Here is a 22,219-nt window from a genome sequence, read left to right on the forward strand (position 1 = left end):
TGAACCGGCTCCGGCGCCCCGTCCCGGGACACGCCGCCCGGCACCGGGTCAGCCGGTGACGAGGCCGTCGCCCGACTCGGTGAGCCGGCCCGAGCCCAGGGCGGCGGCCAGCGCCTTCTCCAGCACCGGGGTCACCGACGCGGCCCGCCGCTTGTAGCCGAACACCGTCGCGGTCGCCGTCAGCAGCTCGTCGCGGGTCATGCCGGCCGCGGCCCGGCAGAGCGCCGCCATCGCGTTGGCGACCTCCTCCGGGGCCACGTGCTCCAGCGGGCGGTCGGTGCTGGCCACCTGGCGGCGGAACCCGGTCCAGGTCGCCCGGTCGACGCCCTCGGGCCACAGGAAGTCGCCGTCGACGGCCGAGGGCGGCAGCAGCGACAGCAGCACCTGCTTGCGCGCCTCGGTGGCCCGGTTGAGCCCGAACGCGCCCACGGTCAGCTTGGCCAGCCGGTCGACGTGGATGGGTCCCTCCGCCTTGACGCCCGCGGCCATCACCCGGCGAACCGCCCGCGCGGCCTTCGACACCGGCAGCTCGTCGAGCACCGACTTCTCGCCCGCGGTCTTGGGGATCCACGGGACGAAGGGGGTCTCGCCCTCCAGGGCCGGGGCTCCGGCGGGCTTGGCCGCGGCGGCCGGCTTCGGCGCCGGGCGGGCGGTCCGGGTCGGCACCGCCAGGGAGGTCACCGAGGAACGGAGCGCGGCCACGCCCTTGAACGACTCGACGGCGGCCGTGGGCAGCGGCACCGGCTGCGCGATCGGCCGGCTGGCGACCGGGGCGGCGTCCACCGCACCGGCCAGCCGGTCGACGACCGCGGACGGGTCGGCCAGCCACGCGGGCAGCCACACCCGCTCCACGACGGGCCAGCGCAGCATCTCGCCGAGCACCTCCGGGGGCAGGCCGTCGCGGTCGCCGACGGTGCCCCGGCGCGCCCAGGCCGGGCCGTCCAGCAGCATGGCCATCACCGGGGTCGAGGGGTCGGCGGGGCGGGAGACCGACAGGTCGACGCGGAACTCCGAGAGGCCGACGTCGGTGCGCACCACCAGCCCGCGCTCGCGCAGCGCGGCGGCGATCTGCTCCCGGTGCCGGTCGACGACCGCGGCCGACCGTGGGGAGCGCGGCAGCACGTCGGTGCCCTGCTCGGCCATGTCGAGGTAGGCCCGCAGGTGCTTGATGCCGACCGAGGACGTCTCCTCCGCCCGCAGCTGCGCGGGGTCGAAGGAGGAGAAGACGACGACCTGGCGCCGGGCCCGGGTGATGGCGACGTTGAGCCGTCGCTCGCCGCCCTGCCGGTTCAGCGGGCCGAAGTTCAACGGCAGCGTGCCGTCGGCCGTGGGCGAGAATCCGGTGGAGAAGAAGATGACGTCGCGCTCGTCGCCCTGCACGTTCTCCAGGTTCTTGACGAACAGGCCCTCGCCGTCGGTGCGGTCCAGCGCGGCCGACAGCCGGTCGTCGTCCGCGTCGCGGAGCAGCGCCTCGATGTAGGAGCGCTGCTGGGCGTTGAAGGTCACCACGCCGATCGAGGGGACGGCGTCGATGCCGTCCCACTGCGGCACCGCGTCGAACCGGCGGCGGATCTCGGCGACGATCGCCTTGGCCTCGATCGGGTTGGTGCGCAGCAGCCGCCCGGCCCCGGAGCGGTGGAAGGTGCCGGGCACCCGCACCAGCGAGACCCCGCGACCGTCGGCCTCGGCCGAGGCCCGCCCGTGCGTGGGCGCCGGGAAGGAGGAGAGCCGGCTGTCGTAGTACTGGGCGTTGGAGAAGGCGATGAGCGACTCGTCCTGGCTGCGGTAGTGCCAGGACAGCCAGTGCCGCGGCACCCGCGCCTGCACGCACTCGCCGAGGATGGACTCCTCGTCCTCGACCGCGGTCTCCACGACCTCGACGGCGTCGTCGTGCGCGGTGGTCGTGGGCTCGAGGAAGGACGTTGGCGGCATCTGCTTGGAGTCACCGACGACCACCGCGGCCCGGGCCCGGCCGAGGGCGCCGATGGCGTCGGCCACCCGGATCTGCGAGGCCTCGTCGAACACCACCAGGTCGAACTGGTCGGCCTTCGCCGGGAAGAAGCGGGCCACCGAGTCCGGGGAGACGAGCACGCACGGCATGACGGCGGTGACCAGCTCGCCGTACCGGGCGAGCAGCTGCCGGACGCCCAGCCCGCGGCGCTGCTTGGCCAGCTCCCGTTGCAGGGCGCCGACCTGGCCGGTGCACATCGCGGCGTCGAACGGCCGGGAGGCCAGGACCGACGCCGGCAGCGCGGCCGTCAGGTGGGCGCGGACCGCTCGCGAGGCCTCGGTGAACCGCACGATCGCCGCCTCGTGCGCGTCGACGTCGAAGAGGTCCAGGCCGGTGGCGTCCAGCCGCTCGGCGACCGACGCCGTCGCCAGGCCGCGGTCCAGGGCGCGCACCGCGTCGTCCGCGGTCACCGCCCCGGTGATCAGCATCGTGCGGGCGTCGAAGAGCCCGGCGTAGCGCAGCGGCTCCAAGGTGTCCAGGAAGGAGACCCACCGGCGCAGCGACATCAGCACCGAGTTCTCCACACCGCGCTCCGGGCGGGTCATCGACCAGCGGAGGACCAGCCCGTCGTCACCGGCCCACGTGGCGAGCTGGTCCGAGGAGCTGCGGCAGACGTCCAGCAGCGCGACGACGGCGTCGCGGAGGCGGGCGACCGCGGCGGCGGGGGCCGGCGCGGCGGGCATCCCGGCGACGATGAGCTTGCGCAGCGCCACGTGGAAGGCCGAGGAGCCGTCGACGGCGGCGCCGGCCCGGCGCAGCCACTCGACCTCGCGCTCCAGCAGCCCGGGGTCGGTGAACGGGTTCCAGGAGGTGGGCGCGGACAGGCCGGGGACGGTGTCGACCCGGCCGGCGACGGCCTGGACCGCCGTCCGCACCCGCCACAGGTTCTCCACCAGCAGCGGGACGTCCTTGGGCCGCACCTTGGCGCCGGGGCGCAGGCAGGCGGCGATCTCGTCGCGGACCGCGAGCAGGCGCTTCCGGCGGCCCCACCAGCCCGACGCCGCCGCCGTCTGCGCGCGCACGTAGATCTCGGCGAGCGGCAGCCCGAGCACCTCGGGGCCGGCGACGTCGAGGCCGGGGTGGCGGAACGCGGTGAACGCGGCGACCTCGCCGAGCACCGCGCCGGTCGCCGTCGTCCAGCGGCTGCTGAACGTCTCGTCGAGGACGTCGAGGCCGACCGGCGGGCCGGAGAGCAGGTGGACCAGCGCGTCGAGGTCCTCGGGGGTGCGGGCGTGCCGCAGCACGCCGCCGAGCTCGGCGAACCCGGAGGCCTCCCGGACGGCCGCGTCGACGGCCGCCGCCGCCTCGCGGGCCGCCGGCAGGTCGATCTCGGGGGAGTCGACGAACGCCCACGGGTGCCGCAGGGAGGGCCGGGTGAGGTCGGCGATGTCGGGCAGCAGCGCGAGCGCCCGGCGGACCGCGGTGAGCACCTCGGCCGGGGCGTTGGCGACGAAGGGCTGCGGCACCGGCAGCGCCGGGACGTCGGTACCGGCGGTGAGCTCCGCGGTGCGCGCGGTGTAGAGGGAGAGGCCGGCGGCGTTCTCCGCGTGCAGCCGGTCGGCGTAGCGGGCCAGCTGCCGGCGCGCCGAGCGCAGCCGCTCCTCGTCGGTGGCCATGCCCTGCTCGTCGACGGCGACGGCGTGCTCCAGCGCGAGCCGGATCTGCGCCCGCACCATCGAGGCGCGCGAGCCCTTGTCGTGCAGGTCGAGGGCGAACATGCCCATGCCCACGGCGTCCAGCCGGCGGGCGACGACGTCGAGCGCGGCGCGCTTCTCGGCGACGAAGAGCACCCGCTTGCCGTCGGCGACCGCGCGGGTGAGCAGGTTGGTGATGGTCTGCGACTTGCCGGTGCCGGGCGGGCCCTCGAGGACGAAGGTGCGGCCGGCGGAGGCCTCGGCGATCGCGCGCAGCTGGGAGGCGTCGGCCGGCACGGGCAGCCGGCCGGCCAGGTCGTCCAGGTCGACGTGGGCCCCGGAGTCGCGGGCCGGGTCGAGGAAGGGCTCGGTCGGCTCGTGCACGAGGTGGTGCACCAGCGGGTTGCCGGCGAACTCGCCCCAGTGCTCGTCCAGGTCCTTCCACAGGCGGTACTTGGCGAACTGGAGGATCGCCAGGTCGGCCGTCGCCTCGACCCGGTAGGGGAGACCGTGACCGACGAGGCCGACCCGCACCGCCTCGAGCGCCCGCTCGACGTCGGGGGTGCTCTCGGCGCTGTCGCTCAGCGCCGGGACGACCAGGCCGTGCACCTGGCGCAGCTTCTCGAGCAGGCAGTAGTTCGGGGTGCTCGCGCCGGACTCGTCCAGCGACAGCCGGTAGGAGCCGGTGCGGCCCACCGGGGCGAGCACGACCGGCACCAGCAGCAGCGGCGAGCGCAGCGGGCGGCCGTCGAGCTCCCACACCAGCGACCCCAGCGCCAGGTACAGGTTGTTGGCGCCGGTCTCCTCCTGCACCGTCTTCGCGCGGTAGGCGAGGTTGCGCAGCCTGGGCAGGTACCCGCCGGAGGTGACGTCGGCGTGCACCTCGCGGCGCTCGACGAGCAGCTCGGTCAGCTGCTCGGCCGGCAGCTCCCTGGCGGCGGTGAGGCCGCGCTCGGCCTGGACGGCGGCCAGTTGGTCGCCGGGGAGCAGGGTGATGGGGGTGCCGTCGTGGAGGAAGTTGTCCAGGATCGGCAGCGCGGTGCCGGGGAGCGTCAGCGGCAGCCCGGCCCGCTCGCTGTAGTTGATCAGCCGGTTGCGCAGGCTGAGGTCGAGCAGCGCGTTCTTCCACTGCTGCACCCGGGGCGGGGCCTCGGGGCGCTGCGGGGCCGCACCCACGGCCGGGGCGGGGAGCGCGGGGGCGCTGTGCTCGGCCGGCCGGTACTCGACGACCTGCAGCAGCCCCTCCGGCGTCCGGGCACGCGCCGGCAGCGGCAGGATGCCGTCGCGCCGGGCGCGGTGGACGTCGGTGACGCCGAGGACGCGCTCGAGCTCGCCGGCCAGCCAGCGCTCGTAGGCCGGGGCGTGCAGGTCGGCGCCGGGCTCGCCCCCGCCGGTGAGCAGCGAGGTCTCGACCAGCCCGATCAGCCCGAGGTCGACCAGGTTCACCAGAGGTGAGGCGTCGGTCGTGGCGGCCGACTCCGAGCTCCGCTCCTCCCGCCAGTAGCCCAGGAAGGCGTGCGCCCCGCCGGGCCGGCCCCCGCCGGAGCCCTCGGCCAGCCACAGCAGCGGCCGGATGCCCGCCTGCTCCAGCGCGGCGGCCACGAGGACGACCGCGTCCAGGGGCGTGGCGACCCGCCAGGTGAGGACGTCGCCGGGGGAGCGGACCTGCTGGCCGAGGTCGGCCCAGCTCAGCGGCGGCTCGGAGTGGCGGACCCCGCGGCGGCGCACCACCTCGGCGACCGCCGCGACGACCTCGTCCACCCGCTCGGCGGTGGCCGCGTAGCCGACCAGGGCGCCGCTGCCGGTGCGGTCCTCGAGCAGCTCGGCGGCCTCGGCGACCAGGCCGGTGACCGCCGGGTGGTTGGGCATGACGTGGGCGGCGAGCATCTCCAGCGCCAGCGGCAGGGGGCTGGCCAGCCACTGGTTGGCGGCGAGCACCTGCACCGGCGCGGTCGCCTCGCCGACCAGCACGTCCTCGTGCCACACCTCGACGTCGACGACGCCGGGGCGCTGCTCCTCCACGTGCAGCATCGCCGCGGGGTCCATGACCAGCCCGATGCCGGTGAGCACGGTGGTGCGGCCGCCGTCGACGTCGGCGAGCAGCTCGACCCCCTGGGCGATGGGGCCCTCGGCGTCGCGCACCGACAGCCGCACGGTGGCCCCGCGCAGCGCCCGCTGGGAGGTGAGCGCCAGGCGCGAGACGACCGGGATGCGGTTGTGGGCCAGCGCGTAGCTCAGCACCGGGGTGGAGGTCAGCTCGATGGAGACCACCGTCGGCGGCGCGATGACATCACCGAGCCGGATGTCGGCAGTGCTCTCCATGTCACCTGTCTACCGGGTCGGACGGACTGGTCCGCCCATGGTCCCCGACGGGTGGGGCGGGTGTGACGGGAGAGCCCGATCGTTGCCGGGGATCACAGACGGGGGGCCCGCCGACGGTTCCGATCCGGGCCGGTCCTGCCGATGGCGCGGTCCCCGGAGGGACGACCCGGCGACGCGGCCCGGCTTGCCGCCCGCGCGGCGCAGGAGGCAGGTTGACCGTCATGGACCCCACGCGGCGACACGAGTCCGGCCTGGTCGTCGAGGAGCGCGGGCACGTCCGCGTGCTCATCCTCGACCGGCCCGAGCGGCGCAACGCGCTCTCCACCGAGCTGCAGGCAGACCTCGTGGAGGAGCTGCTGCGGGTCGTCGAGGACGGGGTGCGCGCCGTCGTCCTCACCGGCACCGGCCCGGCCTTCTGCGCCGGCTTCGACCTCAAGGAGATCCGCGCCGCCGACGAGCGGGGCGAGCGGTTCCGCCCGCCGATGAACCGGCCGGCGCGGTCGGTGTTCGAGGTGGTCACCGAGACGCCGGTCCCGGTGCTCGCCGCGCTCAACGGCCCGGCGGTCGCGGGCGGGTTCGAGCTCGCGCTCGCCTGCGACCTGCGCATCGCCTCGCCGGCGGTCCGGTTCGCCCTGCCGGAGGCCGCGATCGGCATGGGCGCCAACTTCGGGTCGGTGGTGCTGCCCAAGCGGATACCGGTCGGCATCGCGCTGGAGATGCTGTTCACCGGGGACGCCGTCGACGCGAGCGAGGCGCAGCGCTGGGGCCTGGTCAACCGGCTGGTCGAGCCCGACCGGGTGCTGCCCACGGCGCTGGAGCTGGCCGGGCGGATCGCCGCCAACGCGCCGATCTCGGTGCGGCGGATGAAGGAGACGGCGATCAAGGCGCTGGAGCTGCCGCTGTGGCAGGGGCTGCGGCTCGACGTCGGCCCGAACCCCTACCTGAGCGAGGACCGCCGCGAGGGGATCGCTGCCCGGCTGGAGAAGCGCCCGCCGCGCTGGACCGGCCGGTGACCGGGCGCCGGGTGGGGGCGGGTGGTCAGCCCCCACCCGGCGCGGCCGGTCAGCGGAACCGCTGCTCGAGCTCCTGGATCTCGGGCAGCCCCACCAGGTCGGTGAACTCGCCGAAGCTGGGCAGCGCGTCCAGGGCCGAGGTGGGCACGCCGTCGCGCTTGAGCACGTCCAGCAGCGAGCGCATCCCTGCCGTCGCCGCCAGCAGCGTGCCGATCGGGTAGAGGACCAGCGAGAACCCGAGCTCGGCGATCCGCTGGTAGGTGAGCGGCGGGGTGCGGCCGCCCTCGGCCCAGTTGAACAGCAGGGGAGCGGTGCCGCGCAGCTCCTCGGCGATCCGGGCGATGTCCTCGGCCGAGGTGGGGGCCTCGACGAACAGGACGTCGGCGCCGGCCTCGGCGAAGGCGCGCGCCCGCGCGATCGCGTCCTCGACACCGGAGACCGCGACGGCGTCGGTGCGGGCGATGACCAGCAGATCGGGGTCGCGCCGGGCGGCGACGGCGGCGCGGATCTTGCCCGCCATCTCCTCGGTGGGGATCACCGCCTTGCCGCTCATGTGCCCGCACTTCTTGGGCGAGACCTGGTCCTCCAGCTGCAGGGCGGCGACGCCCGCCTGCTCGTAGAGCTGCACGGTGCGGACGACGTTGACCGCGTTGCCGTAGCCGGTGTCGGCGTCGGCGATGACCGGCACGTCCACCGCCGCGACGATCCGCCGGGCGTTGTCCACCATCTCGGCGCCGGTCAGCAGCCCGACGTCGGGCCGGCCGATGAGCGAGGCGGTGGTGCCGAACCCCGTCATGTACACCGCGCCGAAGCCCGCCTGCTCGACCAGCCGCGCCGACAGCGCGTCGTAGGCGCCCGGTGCGATGAGCGGCTCCGGCCCGTCCAGCAGCTCGCGCAGCAGTGCCCTCGGCGCCCGCCCGTCGCTCAGCAGCTCCGCCACCGTCGCCCCCTCGTTGTATGCAGTCACACGGAATTTACGGGGACCCATTGCCTCGCGGAACCCGGCGCCCCTAGGTTTGCACACAATCTTCGAGGGGGTGTGACCGGTGACACGACCCGCGACGTCGGCCGAGCGCGTCCTGCAGGAGCTGCGCGAGCTCATCCTGGCCGGCGCCCTGGTGCCCGGTGCTCGCCTCGGCGAGGTCGAGCTGGCCGAGCGGCTGGGGGTCAGCCGGACACCGGTGCGCGAGGCGCTCACCCGGCTGGCCGCCGAGGGCCTGGTCGAGATCGCGCCCAACCGCGGCGCCCGGGTCGCCACCTGGACCGTCGCCGAGCTCGAGGGGGTCTTCGACCTGCGGCTCTCGCTGGAGCCGCAGCTCACCGGCTTCGCCGTCCCGAACGCCGGCCCCGGGGACGTCGACGCGCTCGAGGACCTCGCCCGCCGCATGCTCGCCGTCGGCACCCCGGGACCCGGCCAGGACCTGGACGCGCTCGTCCCGCTCAACCGCGCCTTCCACGACCGGCTGGTCGCCCTCGCCGGGCACCCCACGCTCGCCGCCGCGCTCGCCGCCGCGATCCACCCGCCGATCGTGCGGCGGAACTTCCACGCCTACGACGCCGAGTCGCTGCGCCGCAGCCTCGCCCACCACCTGGAGATCGTCGCCGCGCTGCGGGCAGACGACCCCGGATGGGCCCGCGCGGTGATGACCGCGCACATCTCCAACGCCCGGGCCGTCATGGTCCGGGCCGCCACCGCCCAGGCAGCCCGCGCGGCGGCCAGCCCGCACCCCCAGGAAGAGGAGGCCTCATGAGCTACCGGCTCGGAGTCGACGTCGGCGGCACGTTCACCGACGTCCTGCTGGTCGAGGAGGGCACCGGCAGCACCTGGCGCTGCAAGACCGCCTCCACCCCCGCGGACCAGGCGGTCGGTGTCCTCCACGGGATCGAGCGGGTCTGCGCCGAAGCGGGCATCGACCTCGCCGAGGTCGCGCAGGTGCTGCACGGCACGACGGTGGCCACCAACGCGATCCTCGAGGGCAAGGGCGCCCGCGTCGGGCTGGTCACGACCAGGGGCTTCCGCCAGGTGCTGCAGATCGCCCGCTCCTACGTCCCCGGCGGGCTGGCCGGCTGGATCATCTGGCCCAAGCCCGAGCCGCTGGCCGCGCTCGAGAACACCGTCGAGATCGACGAGCGCATCGCCAGCGACGGCGCGGTCGTCCGCCCGCTGGACGAGGACGACGTCCGGGCGCAGCTGGCGAAGCTGCAGGCCGCCGGCATCGAGGCGCTGGCGGTCAGCCTGATCAACTCCTTCGCCGACCCGGCGCACGAGCGGCGGGTCGCCGAGCTCGCCGCCGAGCTCCTGCCCGGCATCCCGGTGTCGCTCTCCTCCGACGTGCTGCCCGAGCTCCGGGAGTACGAGCGCACGCTCACCACGGTGGCCAACGGCTACGTGCAGCCGCAGGTGAAGAGGTACGTGCAGAACCTCGCCGGGCAGCTCCGCGCGGGCGGGGTCGAGGGCTCGCTCGCGATCCTGCGCAGCGACGGCGGGCTCTCCTCGGCCGACAAGGCGATCGACGCCCCGGTGACGATGCTGCTGTCCGGCCCGGCCGGTGGCGTCACCGGTGCGGTGTGGGTCGCCGAGCAGGCGGGCTACCGCGACCTGATCACCTTCGACATGGGCGGCACCTCGACCGACGTCGGTCTCGTGCAGGGGCTCACCCCGCGCATCGGCCGGGAGACCAAGGTGGGTGACCTCGTCGTGCGCGTCTCCAGCGTCGACGTGCGCACCGTCGGGGCCGGTGGGGGGTCGATCGCGCACGTCCCCGAGCTGACCCGGGCGCTGCGGGTCGGGCCGCAGTCCGCGGGCGCCGACCCGGGCCCGGCGTCGTACGGCAGGGGCGGCGTGGACCCGACGGTCACCGACGCCAACGTCGTCCTGGGCTACCTGCCCACGACGCTGGCCGGTGGGGAGATCAGCCTGGACGTCGAGGCCGCGCGCGCCGCCGTGAGCAAGGTGGCCGAGGCGATGGGGCTGGACTCCCCGGAGGCCGCGGCCGCCGGGATCGTGGACATCGTCAACGAGAACATGCTCGGCGGAGTCCGGCTGGTGTCGGTGCAGCAGGGGTTCGACCCCCGCGACTTCGCGCTGGTCGCCTTCGGTGGCGCCGGCCCGCTGCACGCCAACGCGCTCGGGAAGCTGACCGGCGCCTGGCCGGTCATCGTCCCGCCGGGGCCGGGCCTGCTCTGCGCGCTCGGTGACGCGACCACCAGCCGCCGCGACGAGTCCGCGCGCACGGTGCTGCGCCGGTTCGGCGAGCTCTCCGGCGCCGACCTCGCCGGCATCCTGCGCGGGCTCGGCGAGGACGCCGGCCGCCGGCTCACCGAGCAGGGCCTCGCCCCCGAGGTGCAGACCACCGGCTACCAGGTCGACGTCCGCTACCACGGCCAGGGCTTCGAGATCCCGGTCGACGTCGACCCGGCCTGGCTCGACGACCCGGACACCGCGCTGGACGCCGTCGCCCGCACCTTCGACGCGGAGCACGAGCGGCTGTTCAGCTTCCTGCTCGACGTCGACCACGAGATCGTCAACGCCCGCGCCACCGTCGCCGGCCCGAAGCCGGACGTGGCGCCGGTGGCCCTGCCCGAGGGCGACGGCGACCCGGCCGGCGCGCTGGTGCAGGACCACTCGATCTACGTCGGCGGCGAGCACGTACCGGCCGGCGTCTACGACCGGGCGAAGCTGCGCGCCGGTGACGTGGTGACCGGTCCCGCGATCGTCACCGAGATGGACTCCACCACCCTCGTCCTGCCCGGCCACGTCGCCACCGTGCACCCGGCCGGCAGCCTGCTGATCACCCCGCTGGAGGGCTAGCCATGGCGACGATCCTCGAGACCGCGACCGGCACGATCGAGAAGGGCGAGGTCGACCCGGTGACCCTCGACCTGATCGAGAACGGGTTGCGCAACGCCCGCTACGAGATGGACGAGGTGCTCTTCCGGACGGCGCTGAGCCCCGGCATCCGCGAGCAGCACGACGAGTTCCCGCTGATCGCCGACCCCGACGGGAAGATGGTCGTCGGCCAGTTCGGCCTGTCGATCCCCGACTTCCTCGAGGGCTTCCGCGACACGATCGAGGAGGGCGACGTCCTGCTGACGTCGGACCCGTACTCGTGCGGCGCCGCCATCAGCCACGCCAACGACTGGCTGGTCGTCGTCCCGATCTTCCACGAGGGGCGGCTGGTCGGGTGGGCGTCGATGTTCGGGCACATGTCCGACGTCGGCGGGAAGACGCCGTCGTCCATGCCGACGGACGCCACGACGATCTTCGAGGAGGGCGTGGTCATCCCGCCCTTCAAGCTCTACCGGAAGGGCGTGCTCAACGACGACGCGCTGCGCATCGTGCTCAACCAGGTGCGCAAGCCCGACTGGAACCGCGCCGACCTCAACGGGCTGGTGGCCGCCTGCCGCACCGCCTCCCGGCGGGTGGTCGAGATGTGCGAGCGGTTCGGCACCGGCACCTACCTCTCGGCGCTGGACGCGCTGCTGCAGCGCAACTACGACGCGATGAAGGTGCTGCTCTCGGCGGTGTTCGAGGAGGGGCGCACGCTGTCGTTCACCGACTACATCTGCGACGACGGGGTCGGCTACGGGCCCTACCAGCTGACGATGTCGCTGACCCGCACCGGCGACAAGGTGCACATCGACTTCACCGGCTCCTCGCCCCAGGCGGTCGGGCCGATCAACTACTTCATCAACGAGAACCTCACCCGGATGTTCTTCGGGATCTACATGATCACCGTCGCCGATCCGCAGATCCTCTGGAACGACGGCTTCTACCCGCTGGTCGACGTCACGATCCCGGAGGGCTCGTACTGGCGGCCGAAGTTCCCCGCGGCGCTGAACGGCCGAAACCACGGCATCGGGCGGGTCTTCGACCTCTTCGGCGGCCTGCTCGGCCAGACCAACCCGGCGCTGCTCAACGCCGCGGGTTTCTCCTCCTCGCCGCACTTCATGTACTCCGGCAACTACTCGTCGGGGGAGCGGAAGGGCGAGTGGTTCCAGCTCTACTCCATCGGCTTCGGCGGCATCCCCGGCCGGCCGCTGGGCGACGGCCCCGACGGGCACTCGCTGTGGCCGAGCTTCACCAACATCCCGTGCGAGTACCTGGAGTCCTACTACCCGCTGCGGATCGAGCAGTGGGTGACCGTGCCCGACACCGGCGGCGCCGGCCTGCACCGCGGCGGCAACGGCGTCGACGTCACCTACGTCTTCGAGGAGCCGGGCACGATCGCGATCCACGACGACCGCTGGCTCACCTACCCGTGGGGCGTCAACGGCGGGCACCCGGGCGCCCGCGGCACCAAGTGGCTGGAGCGCGCCGACGGCACGCGGCGGGTGCTCCCGAGCAAGTGCCACGACGTGCCGGTGGCACCCGGGGACGTGCTGCACTTCGTGACCTGGGGCGGCGGCGGCTGGGGGGACCCGCTCGAGCGGGACCCCGAGCTGGTCGCCCTCGAGGTGCGGCGGGGGCTGGTGACGCCGAAGGGCGCCGAGCGGTACGGGGTCTGCGTGGAGGAGGACGGCACGGTGAACAGGCAGGCGACCGAGAACCTGCGCGACCAGCTGCGCGCCGACCGGCCGGCCGAGCTGCCGGTGTTCGACATGGGGCCGCCGATCGAGGAGCTGCTGGCCCGCTGCGAGGAGGAGACCGGCCTGCCGGCGCCGACGCGCCCGGTGTGGGCCGGATGAGCGAGCCGGAACCGGCGCCCGGGCCGCACGGGTCCGCCTTCTCCGGCCGGGTCGGCTGGGGGAGGCGCCCGGCGGTCCTGGTCGTCGACCTGGTGCGGGCCTACACCGAGCCGGCCGGACCGTTCGCCCTGCCGGACCCCGCCCCGGCGGTGGCGGCGGTGGCCGCGCTGGTGGACGCCGCCCGCGCGGGCGGGCACCCGGTGCTCTGGACCGGCGTCCGCTACGGCCCCGACCTCGCCGACGGCGGGTTGTTCGTGCGCAAGGTGCCGGCGCTGGCCGCGTTCGCCGCGGGGGCCGAGGGGGACTGGGGCGGATTCGCCCTGGAGCCGGCGCCGGGGGAACCGGTGGTGCTCAAGCAGTACGCCTCCGCCTTCTTCGGCACGACCCTGGCGAGCACCCTGCGCACGCTCGGCGTGGACACCCTCGTCATCGGCGGGGTGTCGACGTCGGGCTGCGTGCGGGCCACGGCGATGGACGCGCTGAACTGCGGGTTCCGACCGCAGGTGGTCCGGCAGGCGTGCGCGGACCGGACCCCGGGGCTGCACGAGGCGAACCTGGCCGACCTCGACGCCAAGTACGCCGACGTGACCGAGCTGGACCGGGCGCTGGCGGGGCTGGGGGCCATGGATCCGGAACCGGGCCGTTCATGACTTTCGCGTAACGGCTCGTCCCACCCGTCAGACGGGGCTGCGACCCGGGGGTCGGGGCTGCGAGGGTCCGCCTGTCCGTGCCGGTACGACCCCGAGGAGACGTCATGACCTGCGCCCACTGCGGAGCCGTTCACCAGCGAGGCCGCTTCTGCGTCGGCTGCGGCACCACCATGCCGCCGTCGTCGCTGCCGCCCCGCCCGGTCCGGCTCGCCCCGCGCCCGCCGTACGAGGTCACCGACGACATGACCCAGCCGGTGCTGCGCTTCGACGTCCAGCAGCGCCGCGCGCCCGCGGCCGGGCGGGTGTCCGCCCGGGTCGGCTGACGGCCCGCCGCCGAGGGCGCCGCTCCCACCGGGGGCGGCGCCCTCGCGTCGTCCGGTCGCAGCAGCGGTTCACTCCTCCGGGTGACGAGGCTCACTGCTAGCAATCTGCTTGCAGTTGTTAGCACCGCGGGGATCCGGGGCACACACAGAACCGTCAGCAGAAGGACCCCGCTGCCCCCCGGCCCTCGCGAGCTCGCGCCGGGGCCGTGCACCGGGGCCGTCGAGACCCCTGGAGCCGTTTCCTCATGACCGACAACACCAACGCCAAGATGATCAACCAGCTGCGCGCCCTCGTCCTGCTCACGCAGACCGAGGAGCAGGTCGCACGCACCCGCATCGGCCAGGCCCGCACGGACGCCGTCCGCCGGGAGCTCACCCAGAACGCCGACAACGCCGCGGCCCGCTCGCTGGAGATCACCGAGCAGCTGCGCGCCCTCGGCGGTGTGCCCGACGTCGTGACCCCCGTCATCGGCCGCCTCTCCGCCGCCCTCAAGGCCACGTTCGAGCAGACGACCTCCATCGAGGAGGCCCTGCTGCAGGACCTGCAGCTCGAGCACCAGCTGCTCGACCGCGCCACCTACCTCAAGGTGCTCGCCGGGACCGCCGAGGACACCGCCACCCGCCGCCTGGCCGAGAAGCTGGTCGAGGCCCACACGGCGACCGTCGAGTGGCTGACCGTCGTCCTCGCCGAGGAGGCCCTGGGCGGCCCCGCCGCTCTCCAGCCCACCCCGGTGCAGAAGGTGGCCGGTGGCGTCGCCCGCGCGGTCAACGCCCCGGTGCGCTTCTGGGCCAACACGGTGAACAACGCCGTCGACACCGTGCGCCACGCCGGCGAGGAGACCTCCGACCGGTTCTCCGCGGTGGGTGACCGGGCGACCGCGCTCACCGGTGCGGTCCGCGAGACCCTGACCGTCGGCCGCGCCGCCTCGCTGCGCCGCGCCGAGCGGATCGCGCAGCGCGAGGGCAACGAGGACGCCGCCCAGGTCGCCCGCGCCGCCCGCGAGGAGCTCGGCGACGTCACCGCCGACGAGCTGCCGATCAAGGGCTACGACTCGATGTCCGTGCCGGACGCGGTCAAGGCGATCAAGCAGCTGAAGACCCCGCACGACATCAACGTGATCATCCGCTACGAGGAGACGCACAAGAACCGGTCGAACGTGGCCAGCGCCGCGCAGACCCAGCTCGCCGCCCTGGCCAAGGAAGCCGTCGGCGTCGACAGCTGAGAAAACACCCCTGCCCCCCAGCGCTCGCACGCTCGCGCCGGGGCCCTGCAGGGGGCGGCCGCACGCACGCGCAGGGCCCGCATCCCCACGGGGGGTGCGGGCCCTCCGCGTGGGTGACATCGCGTGCCGACCGGGTTTGGCACGCCGACGACGAAGGGGAAGCCTGCACCCATGAGCATCACACCCGAGGCCCTGGAGGCGGAGTTCTCGCTGACGACGGCCGCGACCCGGCTGGACTTCCTCAGCCGCCGCGACAACGGCGACACCGCGCTGAACACCGTCCGGGACGACGACGCCGACGCGTGGTCGGCCTCCCTGCGCGACACCGGGACCCAGCTGGACGTCTACGAGGCGCTGGAGCTCCTGGCGCTGGGCGAGGTCGTCTCGCGCCGAGCGCACGACAGCCAGCTGGTCGGCATCCGCGCCGCGCTGCGCGGCGGCGCGGAGTGGGAGCAGATCGCCGGTGCGCTGGGGGTCACCCCGCAGCAGGCGTGGGACTCCTACACCGAGTCGATCGACCGGCAGCTCGACGCCGAGGCCGCCGAGAAGGCCCGCGAGCTCGCCGGCGCCCGTCCCGGTCGCTGACCGGGGCGGGTCAGCGCACCTGCACGCCCTTCCAGAAGGCGACGCGGCCGGCGATCTCCCGGGCGGCGTCCTTCGGCTCCGGGTAGTACCAGGCCGCATCGCGGTTCTGCTGCCCGTCGACCTCCAGGGTCAGGTAGGAGGCGGTGCCCTTCCACGGGCAGACGGTGTGCGTCTCCGACGGGCGCAGCACGTCCTCCCGGACGGACTCGCGGGGGAAGTAGGCGTTGCCCTCGACGGTGACGATGTCGTCGGACTCGGCGACGACGACGCCGTTCCAGGTGGCGGTGGTCATGCCCCGATGGTCCTCCTCGTGCGCCCGCCACGCCGCTCGCGGGCCGGGGGCGTGAGGCCCGTCGGTCTGGGCATGGAGGGGGAGGCCGGCCGTCCGGTCGGACCACCCGAGCCGAGCCGCAGGAGGAGACCATGGCGAACCCGGACCACCGCAGCGCCGACGACGAGAGGGACCGGGAGGGCACCCCGAAGGGCAGGCGGCTGGGCCGGGTCCTGATCCCGCTCGGCATCCTGCTGGTGATCGCCGTGATCTTCACCTACATGCTGGTGGTCGCTCAGGGCCAGACCGAGGTCGACGAGGAGGGGCAGGGGGCGGCCTCCGCGGGCGTCGTCCTGGAGGTGCCGGCGCCGTTGCCCGGCTGACCGCCACCGGCCGGGCGTCAGGAGCCGAGCAGCGCGAAGGTCGCCACCGCGTGGACGAGGGCCTTGCCGTCCTGCTCCACGTCGGCCTCGCACACGGTCAGGTGCTGGCCGCGGGTGCGCAGCCGGGCGGTCACCTGCAGCGGGCCGGTGGTGCCGGGGCGCAGGTAGGTGACCGTGAGCTGGCTGGTCGCCGGCACCTCGCCGTCGTCGGTGGTGGTCCGCACCGCCAGGCCCATCGCGGTGTCGACCAGCGTGGCCAGCACCCCGCCGTGCAGCGTCCCGGCCGGGTTGAGGTGCTCGTCGGTCACCTCGAACCCCACTCGGGCGGCACCGTCCCCGGCTTCCTCCGGCCGGACCCCCAGCCGTTCGGCGAACCCGCCCGTGGCCACGTCGTCGCTCATGGCGGCCCCGCTACCCCGCACGGTCCGGTCGCACGCCACGCGGGCGGGGGTGCTGGTGCCCGTGGGGTGCCCGGCGTCCTCCGCCCGGGGTGGCGTCGCGCTCCGAGGTCCCTCCCGTGGGCGAGGATCTGCAGGTACGCCCCACGTCCAGTCACCTCAGGAGCACCCATGAGCCACCCCGGGAACGGCCCGGAGCAGAACCCGTCCGGTCAGCAGCCGGGTCGGCCCGGCCCGTCCGGCCAGCCGGGGGAGCCGGGGCGGTACGGCGAGCCGTCGCAGCCCGGCCGGCCGTACCAGCCCTTCGACCAGCCCGGTCAGCCGGAACAGGCCGGTCAGCCCGCCGGCGGGTGGGTGCCGCCGCAGGGCGGTGCGACCCCGTGGGGTCAGCCGGAGAAGAAGGGTGGCGCGGCCACGAAGGTCATGCTCGCCGTCGGCGGCGTCCTGGTCGCCCTCGTGGCCGTCGGGCTGCTGTTCAGCATGCTCGGCGGCGGTGAGCCCGAGGTCGGCGACTGCGTGGCCAACGTCGCCGGCGAGCAGGTCGAGGTCGTCGACTGCGACGCCGCGGAGGCCGAGGGGCGCATCGTGGGCATCGACGAGCAGGAGCTCGACTACGCCGAGTTCATCGAGCAGGACGTCTGCCTCGACTTCGAGACCGCCGTCGGCGCCATCTGGGTCGGCGCCGACGAGACCGAGCCCGGCACCATCTACTGCGCCGAGCCGGTCTGATCCCTGGTCGCCCACGTGGGCCCCGCCGGTCCACCGGCGGGGCCCTCGTGCTCCGGGGCCCGGCCCGTCACGCCTGCCGGGCGGCGTCGCCGGCACGCCGCTCGAGGTAGAAGGCGCCGAGCGCGCCGGCCAGCGTGGCGAACACGGCCACCGAGTAGGTGGCCAGCGCGACGTCGAGAGCGCGCGCCAGGCTCCCGTCGGCCGTGAGGGGCTGCCCGCTGATGGTGGCCATGGCCGCGTCGTAGAGAGCCGTGCCGTAGGACTCGTAGGCGCCCAGCACGTACAGCAGCTGGCTGGTGGCCAGCACCACCACGACCGTCACCGCGCCGAGCCAGCCGATCCGGCCGCTGAGCAGGCGCCCCGCCGAGCGGGAGCCGCGCACCGCCGCCGACACCACCCCGCCTACCCGCGCCGCGCGCAGCAGCGTCAGGGCGCGGGCGAAGCGCAGGAACGGCACGGCCAGGAAGACGACCTGCCACCAGTTGCGCGCCCAGAACCGGCGCTGGTCGCGGGCGGTGACGGCCCGGTGGACGAACTCCGCCACGAAGACGGCCCACAGCACCCAGCCGACGACGCTCAGCGTCGTGGTGAGCCACGGTTGCCGGGCCAGCGACTGGCCGAGGACCACGAGCACGAAGACCAGCCCGAGCGCGCCCATCGGCTTGTCCAGCCGGCGGGCCAGGCCGGTCTGCTCCGGGGTGTCCTCCGCCGCGTCGGCGTGCGGCCCGGCGGGCCGGTCAGGGGGATCAGGGTGCGGGCGCTGCATCGACGTCCCCTACCCCGCGCGAGCGGCCCTCCCTCCCCGGGGTCAGGGAAGCCGCTGCACCAGCACGCGGGCGACCCCGACCGCCTCGGGCGTCGGGTCGGCGGCGGCTGCGCGCAGCCAGGCGGCGAGCGGCCCGGCGAGCGCGGGCGAGACCGCGGCGATCCACCCGGCGCTCCGGGCGCGCGCCTCCGCGACGTGCTGGGTGCTGCCGCCCGGGCCCTCGGCGAGGACCTCCGGCCGGGTGGCCAGCAACCCCCCGAGCCGCCACCGTCCCGGTGCGGCACCGGCGGCCAGCGCCTCCACCCGGTCCGCGGCCTCCCGCAGCAGCGCGGCGTCGCCCGCCGGCGGGCCGGAGTGCTCCTCTGGGGAGCCGGGGGGCAGCACGCCGTCCATTGCACCGCACGGCGCGCAGGGGTGGGCGGCTCGCCTGCGCGGGCGCACGCATGCTTAGGTATGCCTCGCCTATCTCCAGGAGGAAGCACGTGACCAGGCTCGGGCGCACGACCGTCGTCGTCTCCACCCTCACCCTCGCGGCCTCCCTGGCCGCATGCAGCTCCGACGCGGACACGCTGACCGTCTACAGCGCCCAGCACGAGAGCCTGGTCCGCGCGATGCTCGAGGACTTCACCGAGGAGACGGGCATCGAACTGGAGTTCCGCGACGCCAACGACTCCGAGCTGGCCAACCAGATCATCGAGGAGGGTGACGCCTCGCCGGCCGACGTCTTCCTGACCGAGAACAGCCCCGCCATCTCCGCCGTGGACCAGGCCGGGCTGCTCGCGCCGCTGGACGCGGGCACCCTCGACCAGGTCGACGACCAGTTCCGGCCGTCCTCGGGCAACTGGGTCGGTTTCGCCGCCCGCTCGACGACGCTGATCTACAACCCGGCGGAGATCGCGGAGGACGAGCTGCCCGCGTCGATGCTCGACCTGGCCGACCCGGCGTGGGAGGGCCGGGTCGGCATCGCCGCCGGAGGGGCGGACTTCCAGGCGATCGTCAGCGCCGTCCTGGAGATGGAGGGCGAGGAGGCGACCCGGGCGTGGCTCGCCGGTCTCGAGGACAACGCCGAGATCTACGCGAGCAACACGGCGATCATGAAGGCCGTCGACGAGGGCGAGGTCCCGGTCGGCATCACCTACCACTACTACTGGTTCCGCGACCAGGCCCAGGACGGCCTCATCGGCGACGACGCCGCCCTGCACTACTTCCGCAACCAGGACCCGGGCGCCTTCCTCAGCGTCTCGGGGGCCGGGGTGCTGGCCTCCTCGGACCAGCCCGAGCAGGCGCAGGAGCTGGTCGAGTACCTCACGAGCCGCCCGGCCCAGGAGCGGCTGGCCGGCAGCAGCGCGCTCGAGTACGCCGTCGGTACCGGCGTCCCCTCGGCCGACGCGCTGCCGCCGCTGGCGGAGCTGCAGGCGCCGGCCGTCGACCCGGGCTCGCTCGACGCCTCGAAGGTCACCGAGCTGATGCAGGAAGCAGGCCTGCTCTGACCCCTCCCGCGCTCCGCATCCCGGTTCCCGGACCGCCGGCCTCGCCGGCGGTCCGGGGCTCCGGCGCGTCCGCGGGCAGGGGAGGGCGACCGCTGCGCCGGTCGCCGGTCACCCTCGCGCTCGCCGCCTGCGTCGCGGCCCTGGCCCTCCTGCCGCTCGCCTACATCGCGGGGTACACCGTCGACGTCGGCTGGGCGGGCGTCCGCGAGCTGGTGTTCCGGCCACGGGTCGCCGAGCTGCTCTGGAACACGACCCGCCTGGCCGTGGGCACGGTCGCGGTCTGCGTCGTCCTGGGCGTCGGCGCGGCGTGGCTGGTGGCCCGTTCGTCGGTGCCCGGACGCCGCCTGTGGCACGTGCTGCTGGTGGCTCCGCTGGCCGTGCCGGCGTTCGTGAACAGCTTCGCGTGGATCTCCCTCCTCCCGGGGCTGGACACCTACGCGGGGGCGCTGCTGGTCGTCTCGCTGTCGTACTTCCCATTCGTGTACCTGCCGGTGGTGGCCGCCTTCCGGGGCCTGGACCCGGCGCTGGAGGAGACGGCTCGCGGGCTGGGCCTCTCCGGCTGGGCGGTCTTCCGGAGGGTGCAGCTCCCGCAGCTCCGCGTCGCGGTGCTGGGCGGCGCCCTCCTCGTGGCGCTGCACGTGCTGGCCGAGTTCGGGGCGTTGCAGATGCTGCGCTACCCGACCTTCACCACCGCCATCTACGACCAGTACCGGGCCACCTTCAACGGCCCGGCGGCCACCGTGCTGGCCGGGGTGCTGATCCTGCTGTGCCTGCTCCTGCTGCTCGCCGAGGTCCGGCTGCGGGGGCACCGCGGCTACGCCGGCAGCGGGCGGGGTGCGGCCCGTCCGGTCCGGCCGGTGGAGCTGCGGGCGCTGACCACCCCCGCGCTGCTGGCGCTCGCCGGGCTCGTCGGCCTGGCGCTGCTGGTCCCCCTGGGGGCGCTCGCCCACTGGCTGGCCGGGGGCGCGTCGGCCGGACTCGACTGGGCCGGCCTCGCCGGGACGACCGGGACCACGCTGGCCCTGGCCGCCGGGGCGGCCGCGGTCACCACCGCCATGGCGCTGCCCACCGGGTGGCTGGCCGTCCGCGCCCGGGGGCGCACGGCGACGCTCCTGGAGCGCGCCACGTACCTGGGCAGCTCGCTGCCCGGCATCGTCGTCGCGCTGGCGCTGGTCACGCTGAGCATCCGGGCGACGCCGTGGCTCTACCAGACCGTCCCGGTGCTGCTGGCCGCGTACGCGATCCTCTTCCTCCCCCGGGCGATCGTCCCGGTCCGTGCGGCGGTCGAGCAGTCCCCGCCCCTCTTCGACGACGTCGCAGCCTCCCTCGGGTCCTCCGGCGTCGACCGGTTGCGCCGCATCACCCTGCCGTTGCTCGCGCCGGGCCTGGGGGCGGGCGCGGCCCTGGTGTTCCTCGCGGTGGTCACCGAGCTCACCGCCACCCTGCTGCTCGCCCCCACCGGCACGGCGACGCTCGCCACCGCGTTCTGGTCGGCGAGCAGCGCGCTCTCGTACGGGGCCGCCGCCCCGTACGCGGCCGTCATGGTGCTGCTGTCCGCGCCGGCCACCGTCCTGCTGTCCCGCGACATCCGACGAGGTCCGACCCCATGAGCTCCCTCACCGTGACCGGCCTGACCAAGGCCTTCGGCGCCACCCCCGTGCTCGCCGGTGTGGACCTGCACGTGCCGGCCGGCGGGTTCACCGCGCTGCTCGGCCCCTCGGGCTGCGGCAAGACGACGCTGCTGCGGCTCGTCGCGGGGTTCGACGACCCCGACCGCGGGACCGTCGCCCTCGACGACCGCACCGTCGCGGGCGCCGGGCGGGGCGTGCCGGCCCGGCAGCGGGGCATCGGCTTCGTGCCGCAGGAGGGTGGGCTGTTCCCGCACCTCAGCGTCGCCGGGAACGTCACCTTCGGCCTGCCCCGCCGGCGGCGCGGCGATCGCGGACGGGTGGCCGAGCTGCTGGCCCTGGTGGGCCTGGACGCCGACCTGGCCGACCGGTCGCCGCACCAGCTCTCCGGCGGCCAGCAGCAGCGGGTCGCCCTGGCCCGGGCGCTGGCTCCCGAGCCCGGGCTCGTGCTGCTCGACGAGCCGTTCTCGTCCCTGGACGCCGCGCTGCGCGAGGACACCCGGCGGGCCGTCGCCGCAGCGCTCAGCGTCGCCGGCGCGACCGCCGTGCTGGTCACCCACGACCAGGCCGAGGCGCTGTCCATGGCCGACCAGGTGGCGGTTCTGCGGGACGGCCGGCTGGTGCAGCTGACCGACCCGCGCACGCTGTACCGGCGCCCGGCCGACCTCGACGTGGCCGCGTTCGTCGGCGAGTCGGTGGTCCTCGACGCGGAGGTCCGCGACGGCAGCGCGCTCTGCGTCCTGGGTGACCTTCCGGTCGCCGGCGCGGTGGCCGACGGGCCGGCCCGCGTCCTGCTGCGGCCGGAGCAGCTCCGGCTGGGGCCACCGCTCGGGACGGGAGCCCGGGCGCGGGTGCGCGAGGTGGACTTCTACGGGCACGACTCCCGCGTGTGGTTGACCCTGGCCGACGGCGGGACGGTCACGGCCCGGCTGGAGGGCGCGGAGCTGCCCGCGGTCGGGCAGGAGGTCTCGATCGAGGTCGCCGGCGCGGCGCTGACCTTCCCGGCCGCCGGGCGCGCCGGTCGCCCCGTCGTCGCGGATCCGGCCTTCTGAGCAGACCCACCGCAACCCGGCGGCGCGAACAGGTTAGGAAAGCCTAAGCTACC

The 22,219-nt window shown here is 74.9% G+C and carries 19 protein-coding genes; 13 read left to right on the forward strand and 6 right to left on the reverse strand.

Features of this window, described 5'->3' with window-relative positions; all coding sequences use genetic code 11:
* Positions 1-48 precede the first annotated feature (48 nt).
* The gene (locus tag ACI794_RS11935; protein WP_456616478.1) at positions 49-5,967 is read right to left on the reverse strand and encodes a DUF4011 domain-containing protein; all 5,919 of its coding nucleotides are present in this window, start codon (positions 5,965-5,967) and stop codon (positions 49-51) included.
* A 221-nt stretch (positions 5,968-6,188) separates the two neighbouring features.
* Here ACI794_RS11935 and ACI794_RS11940 point away from each other — a divergent pair, with 221 nt between their 5' ends.
* Entirely contained in the window at positions 6,189-6,980 is a 792-nt protein-coding gene (locus ACI794_RS11940) for an enoyl-CoA hydratase/isomerase family protein (RefSeq protein WP_456616479.1), read from the forward strand.
* A gap of 49 nt (positions 6,981-7,029) precedes the next feature.
* On the opposite strand, the gene ACI794_RS11945 is transcribed toward ACI794_RS11940, so the two are convergent.
* Positions 7,030-7,920 carry an isocitrate lyase/PEP mutase family protein gene (locus ACI794_RS11945; RefSeq protein WP_456616480.1) on the reverse strand — a complete coding sequence of 297 codons (891 nt, stop codon included), beginning with the start codon at positions 7,918-7,920 and terminating at the stop codon, positions 7,030-7,032.
* Positions 7,921-8,026: 106 nt separating this feature from the next.
* Between ACI794_RS11945 and ACI794_RS11950 the strand changes: the two genes are divergently transcribed.
* The 7 genes from ACI794_RS11950 to ACI794_RS11980 all read left to right on the forward strand — a co-directional run bounded on the left by ACI794_RS11950 (position 8,027) and on the right by ACI794_RS11980 (position 15,449).
* On the forward strand, positions 8,027-8,731 hold the full coding sequence (locus ACI794_RS11950) for a GntR family transcriptional regulator (protein WP_456616481.1): 705 nt from the start codon (positions 8,027-8,029) through the stop codon (positions 8,729-8,731).
* Positions 8,728-10,791 carry a hydantoinase/oxoprolinase family protein gene (locus ACI794_RS11955; RefSeq protein WP_456616482.1) on the forward strand — a complete coding sequence of 688 codons (2,064 nt, stop codon included), beginning with the start codon at positions 8,728-8,730 and terminating at the stop codon, positions 10,789-10,791. The genes ACI794_RS11950 and ACI794_RS11955 overlap by 4 nt, the downstream gene beginning before the upstream one ends.
* Positions 10,792-10,793: 2 nt before the next feature.
* Positions 10,794-12,668: a hydantoinase B/oxoprolinase family protein gene (locus ACI794_RS11960; RefSeq protein ID WP_456602706.1), complete on the forward strand. Its 1,875-nt coding sequence runs from the start codon at positions 10,794-10,796 to the stop codon at positions 12,666-12,668.
* Positions 12,665-13,318 (forward strand): isochorismatase family protein, encoded by a 654-nt coding sequence (locus ACI794_RS11965; RefSeq protein WP_456616483.1) that lies wholly within the window; start codon positions 12,665-12,667, stop codon positions 13,316-13,318. The genes ACI794_RS11960 and ACI794_RS11965 overlap by 4 nt, the downstream gene beginning before the upstream one ends.
* 104 nt (positions 13,319-13,422) lie before the next feature.
* The gene (locus ACI794_RS11970; protein WP_456581596.1) at positions 13,423-13,641 is read left to right on the forward strand and encodes a hypothetical protein; all 219 of its coding nucleotides are present in this window, start codon (positions 13,423-13,425) and stop codon (positions 13,639-13,641) included.
* Between the two features lie 245 nt (positions 13,642-13,886).
* Positions 13,887-14,864: a ferritin-like domain-containing protein gene (locus ACI794_RS11975; RefSeq protein WP_456602704.1), complete on the forward strand. Its 978-nt coding sequence runs from the start codon at positions 13,887-13,889 to the stop codon at positions 14,862-14,864.
* Positions 14,865-15,035: 171 nt separating this feature from the next.
* Positions 15,036-15,449 (forward strand): hypothetical protein, encoded by a 414-nt coding sequence (locus ACI794_RS11980; RefSeq protein WP_456581594.1) that lies wholly within the window; start codon positions 15,036-15,038, stop codon positions 15,447-15,449.
* Between the two features lie 10 nt (positions 15,450-15,459).
* Here ACI794_RS11980 and ACI794_RS11985 read toward each other — a convergent pair whose 3' ends face one another.
* Positions 15,460-15,741 carry a DUF427 domain-containing protein gene (locus ACI794_RS11985; RefSeq protein ID WP_456581593.1) on the reverse strand — a complete coding sequence of 94 codons (282 nt, stop codon included), beginning with the start codon at positions 15,739-15,741 and terminating at the stop codon, positions 15,460-15,462.
* A 131-nt stretch (positions 15,742-15,872) separates the two neighbouring features.
* Between ACI794_RS11985 and ACI794_RS11990 the strand changes: the two genes are divergently transcribed.
* The gene (locus tag ACI794_RS11990) at positions 15,873-16,103 is read left to right on the forward strand and encodes a hypothetical protein (protein WP_456602702.1); all 231 of its coding nucleotides are present in this window, start codon (positions 15,873-15,875) and stop codon (positions 16,101-16,103) included.
* A gap of 17 nt (positions 16,104-16,120) precedes the next feature.
* On the opposite strand, the gene ACI794_RS11995 is transcribed toward ACI794_RS11990, so the two are convergent.
* Complete coding sequence (locus ACI794_RS11995; RefSeq protein WP_456616484.1) at positions 16,121-16,504, reverse strand: PaaI family thioesterase; 384 nt, start codon at positions 16,502-16,504, stop codon at positions 16,121-16,123.
* Positions 16,505-16,672: 168 nt separating this feature from the next.
* Here ACI794_RS11995 and ACI794_RS12000 point away from each other — a divergent pair, with 168 nt between their 5' ends.
* Positions 16,673-17,230, forward strand: a complete 558-nt coding sequence (locus tag ACI794_RS12000; RefSeq protein WP_456616485.1) for a hypothetical protein — start codon at positions 16,673-16,675, stop codon at positions 17,228-17,230.
* A gap of 67 nt (positions 17,231-17,297) precedes the next feature.
* Here the strand turns inward: ACI794_RS12000 and ACI794_RS12005 are convergent, their stop codons facing one another.
* Both ACI794_RS12005 and ACI794_RS12010 read right to left on the reverse strand, forming a co-directional pair.
* Positions 17,298-17,996: a hypothetical protein gene (locus ACI794_RS12005; protein WP_456616486.1), complete on the reverse strand. Its 699-nt coding sequence runs from the start codon at positions 17,994-17,996 to the stop codon at positions 17,298-17,300.
* Positions 17,997-18,038: 42 nt separating this feature from the next.
* Entirely contained in the window at positions 18,039-18,380 is a 342-nt protein-coding gene (locus ACI794_RS12010; protein WP_456616487.1) for a hypothetical protein, read from the reverse strand.
* A 98-nt stretch (positions 18,381-18,478) separates the two neighbouring features.
* Between ACI794_RS12010 and ACI794_RS12015 the strand changes: the two genes are divergently transcribed.
* From ACI794_RS12015 to ACI794_RS12025, 3 genes are all read left to right on the forward strand, one after another.
* Positions 18,479-19,486, forward strand: a complete 1,008-nt coding sequence (locus ACI794_RS12015) for an iron ABC transporter substrate-binding protein (protein ID WP_456602697.1) — start codon at positions 18,479-18,481, stop codon at positions 19,484-19,486.
* A gap of 212 nt (positions 19,487-19,698) precedes the next feature.
* Positions 19,699-21,096, forward strand: a complete 1,398-nt coding sequence (locus ACI794_RS12020) for an ABC transporter permease (RefSeq protein ID WP_456602696.1) — start codon at positions 19,699-19,701, stop codon at positions 21,094-21,096.
* The gene (locus ACI794_RS12025; protein ID WP_456602695.1) at positions 21,093-22,166 is read left to right on the forward strand and encodes an ABC transporter ATP-binding protein; all 1,074 of its coding nucleotides are present in this window, start codon (positions 21,093-21,095) and stop codon (positions 22,164-22,166) included. Before ACI794_RS12020 ends, ACI794_RS12025 begins: the two co-directional genes overlap by 4 nt.
* Positions 22,167-22,219 lie beyond the last annotated feature (53 nt).

It is taken from the genome of Blastococcus sp. SYSU DS0541, from assembly GCF_054050875.1.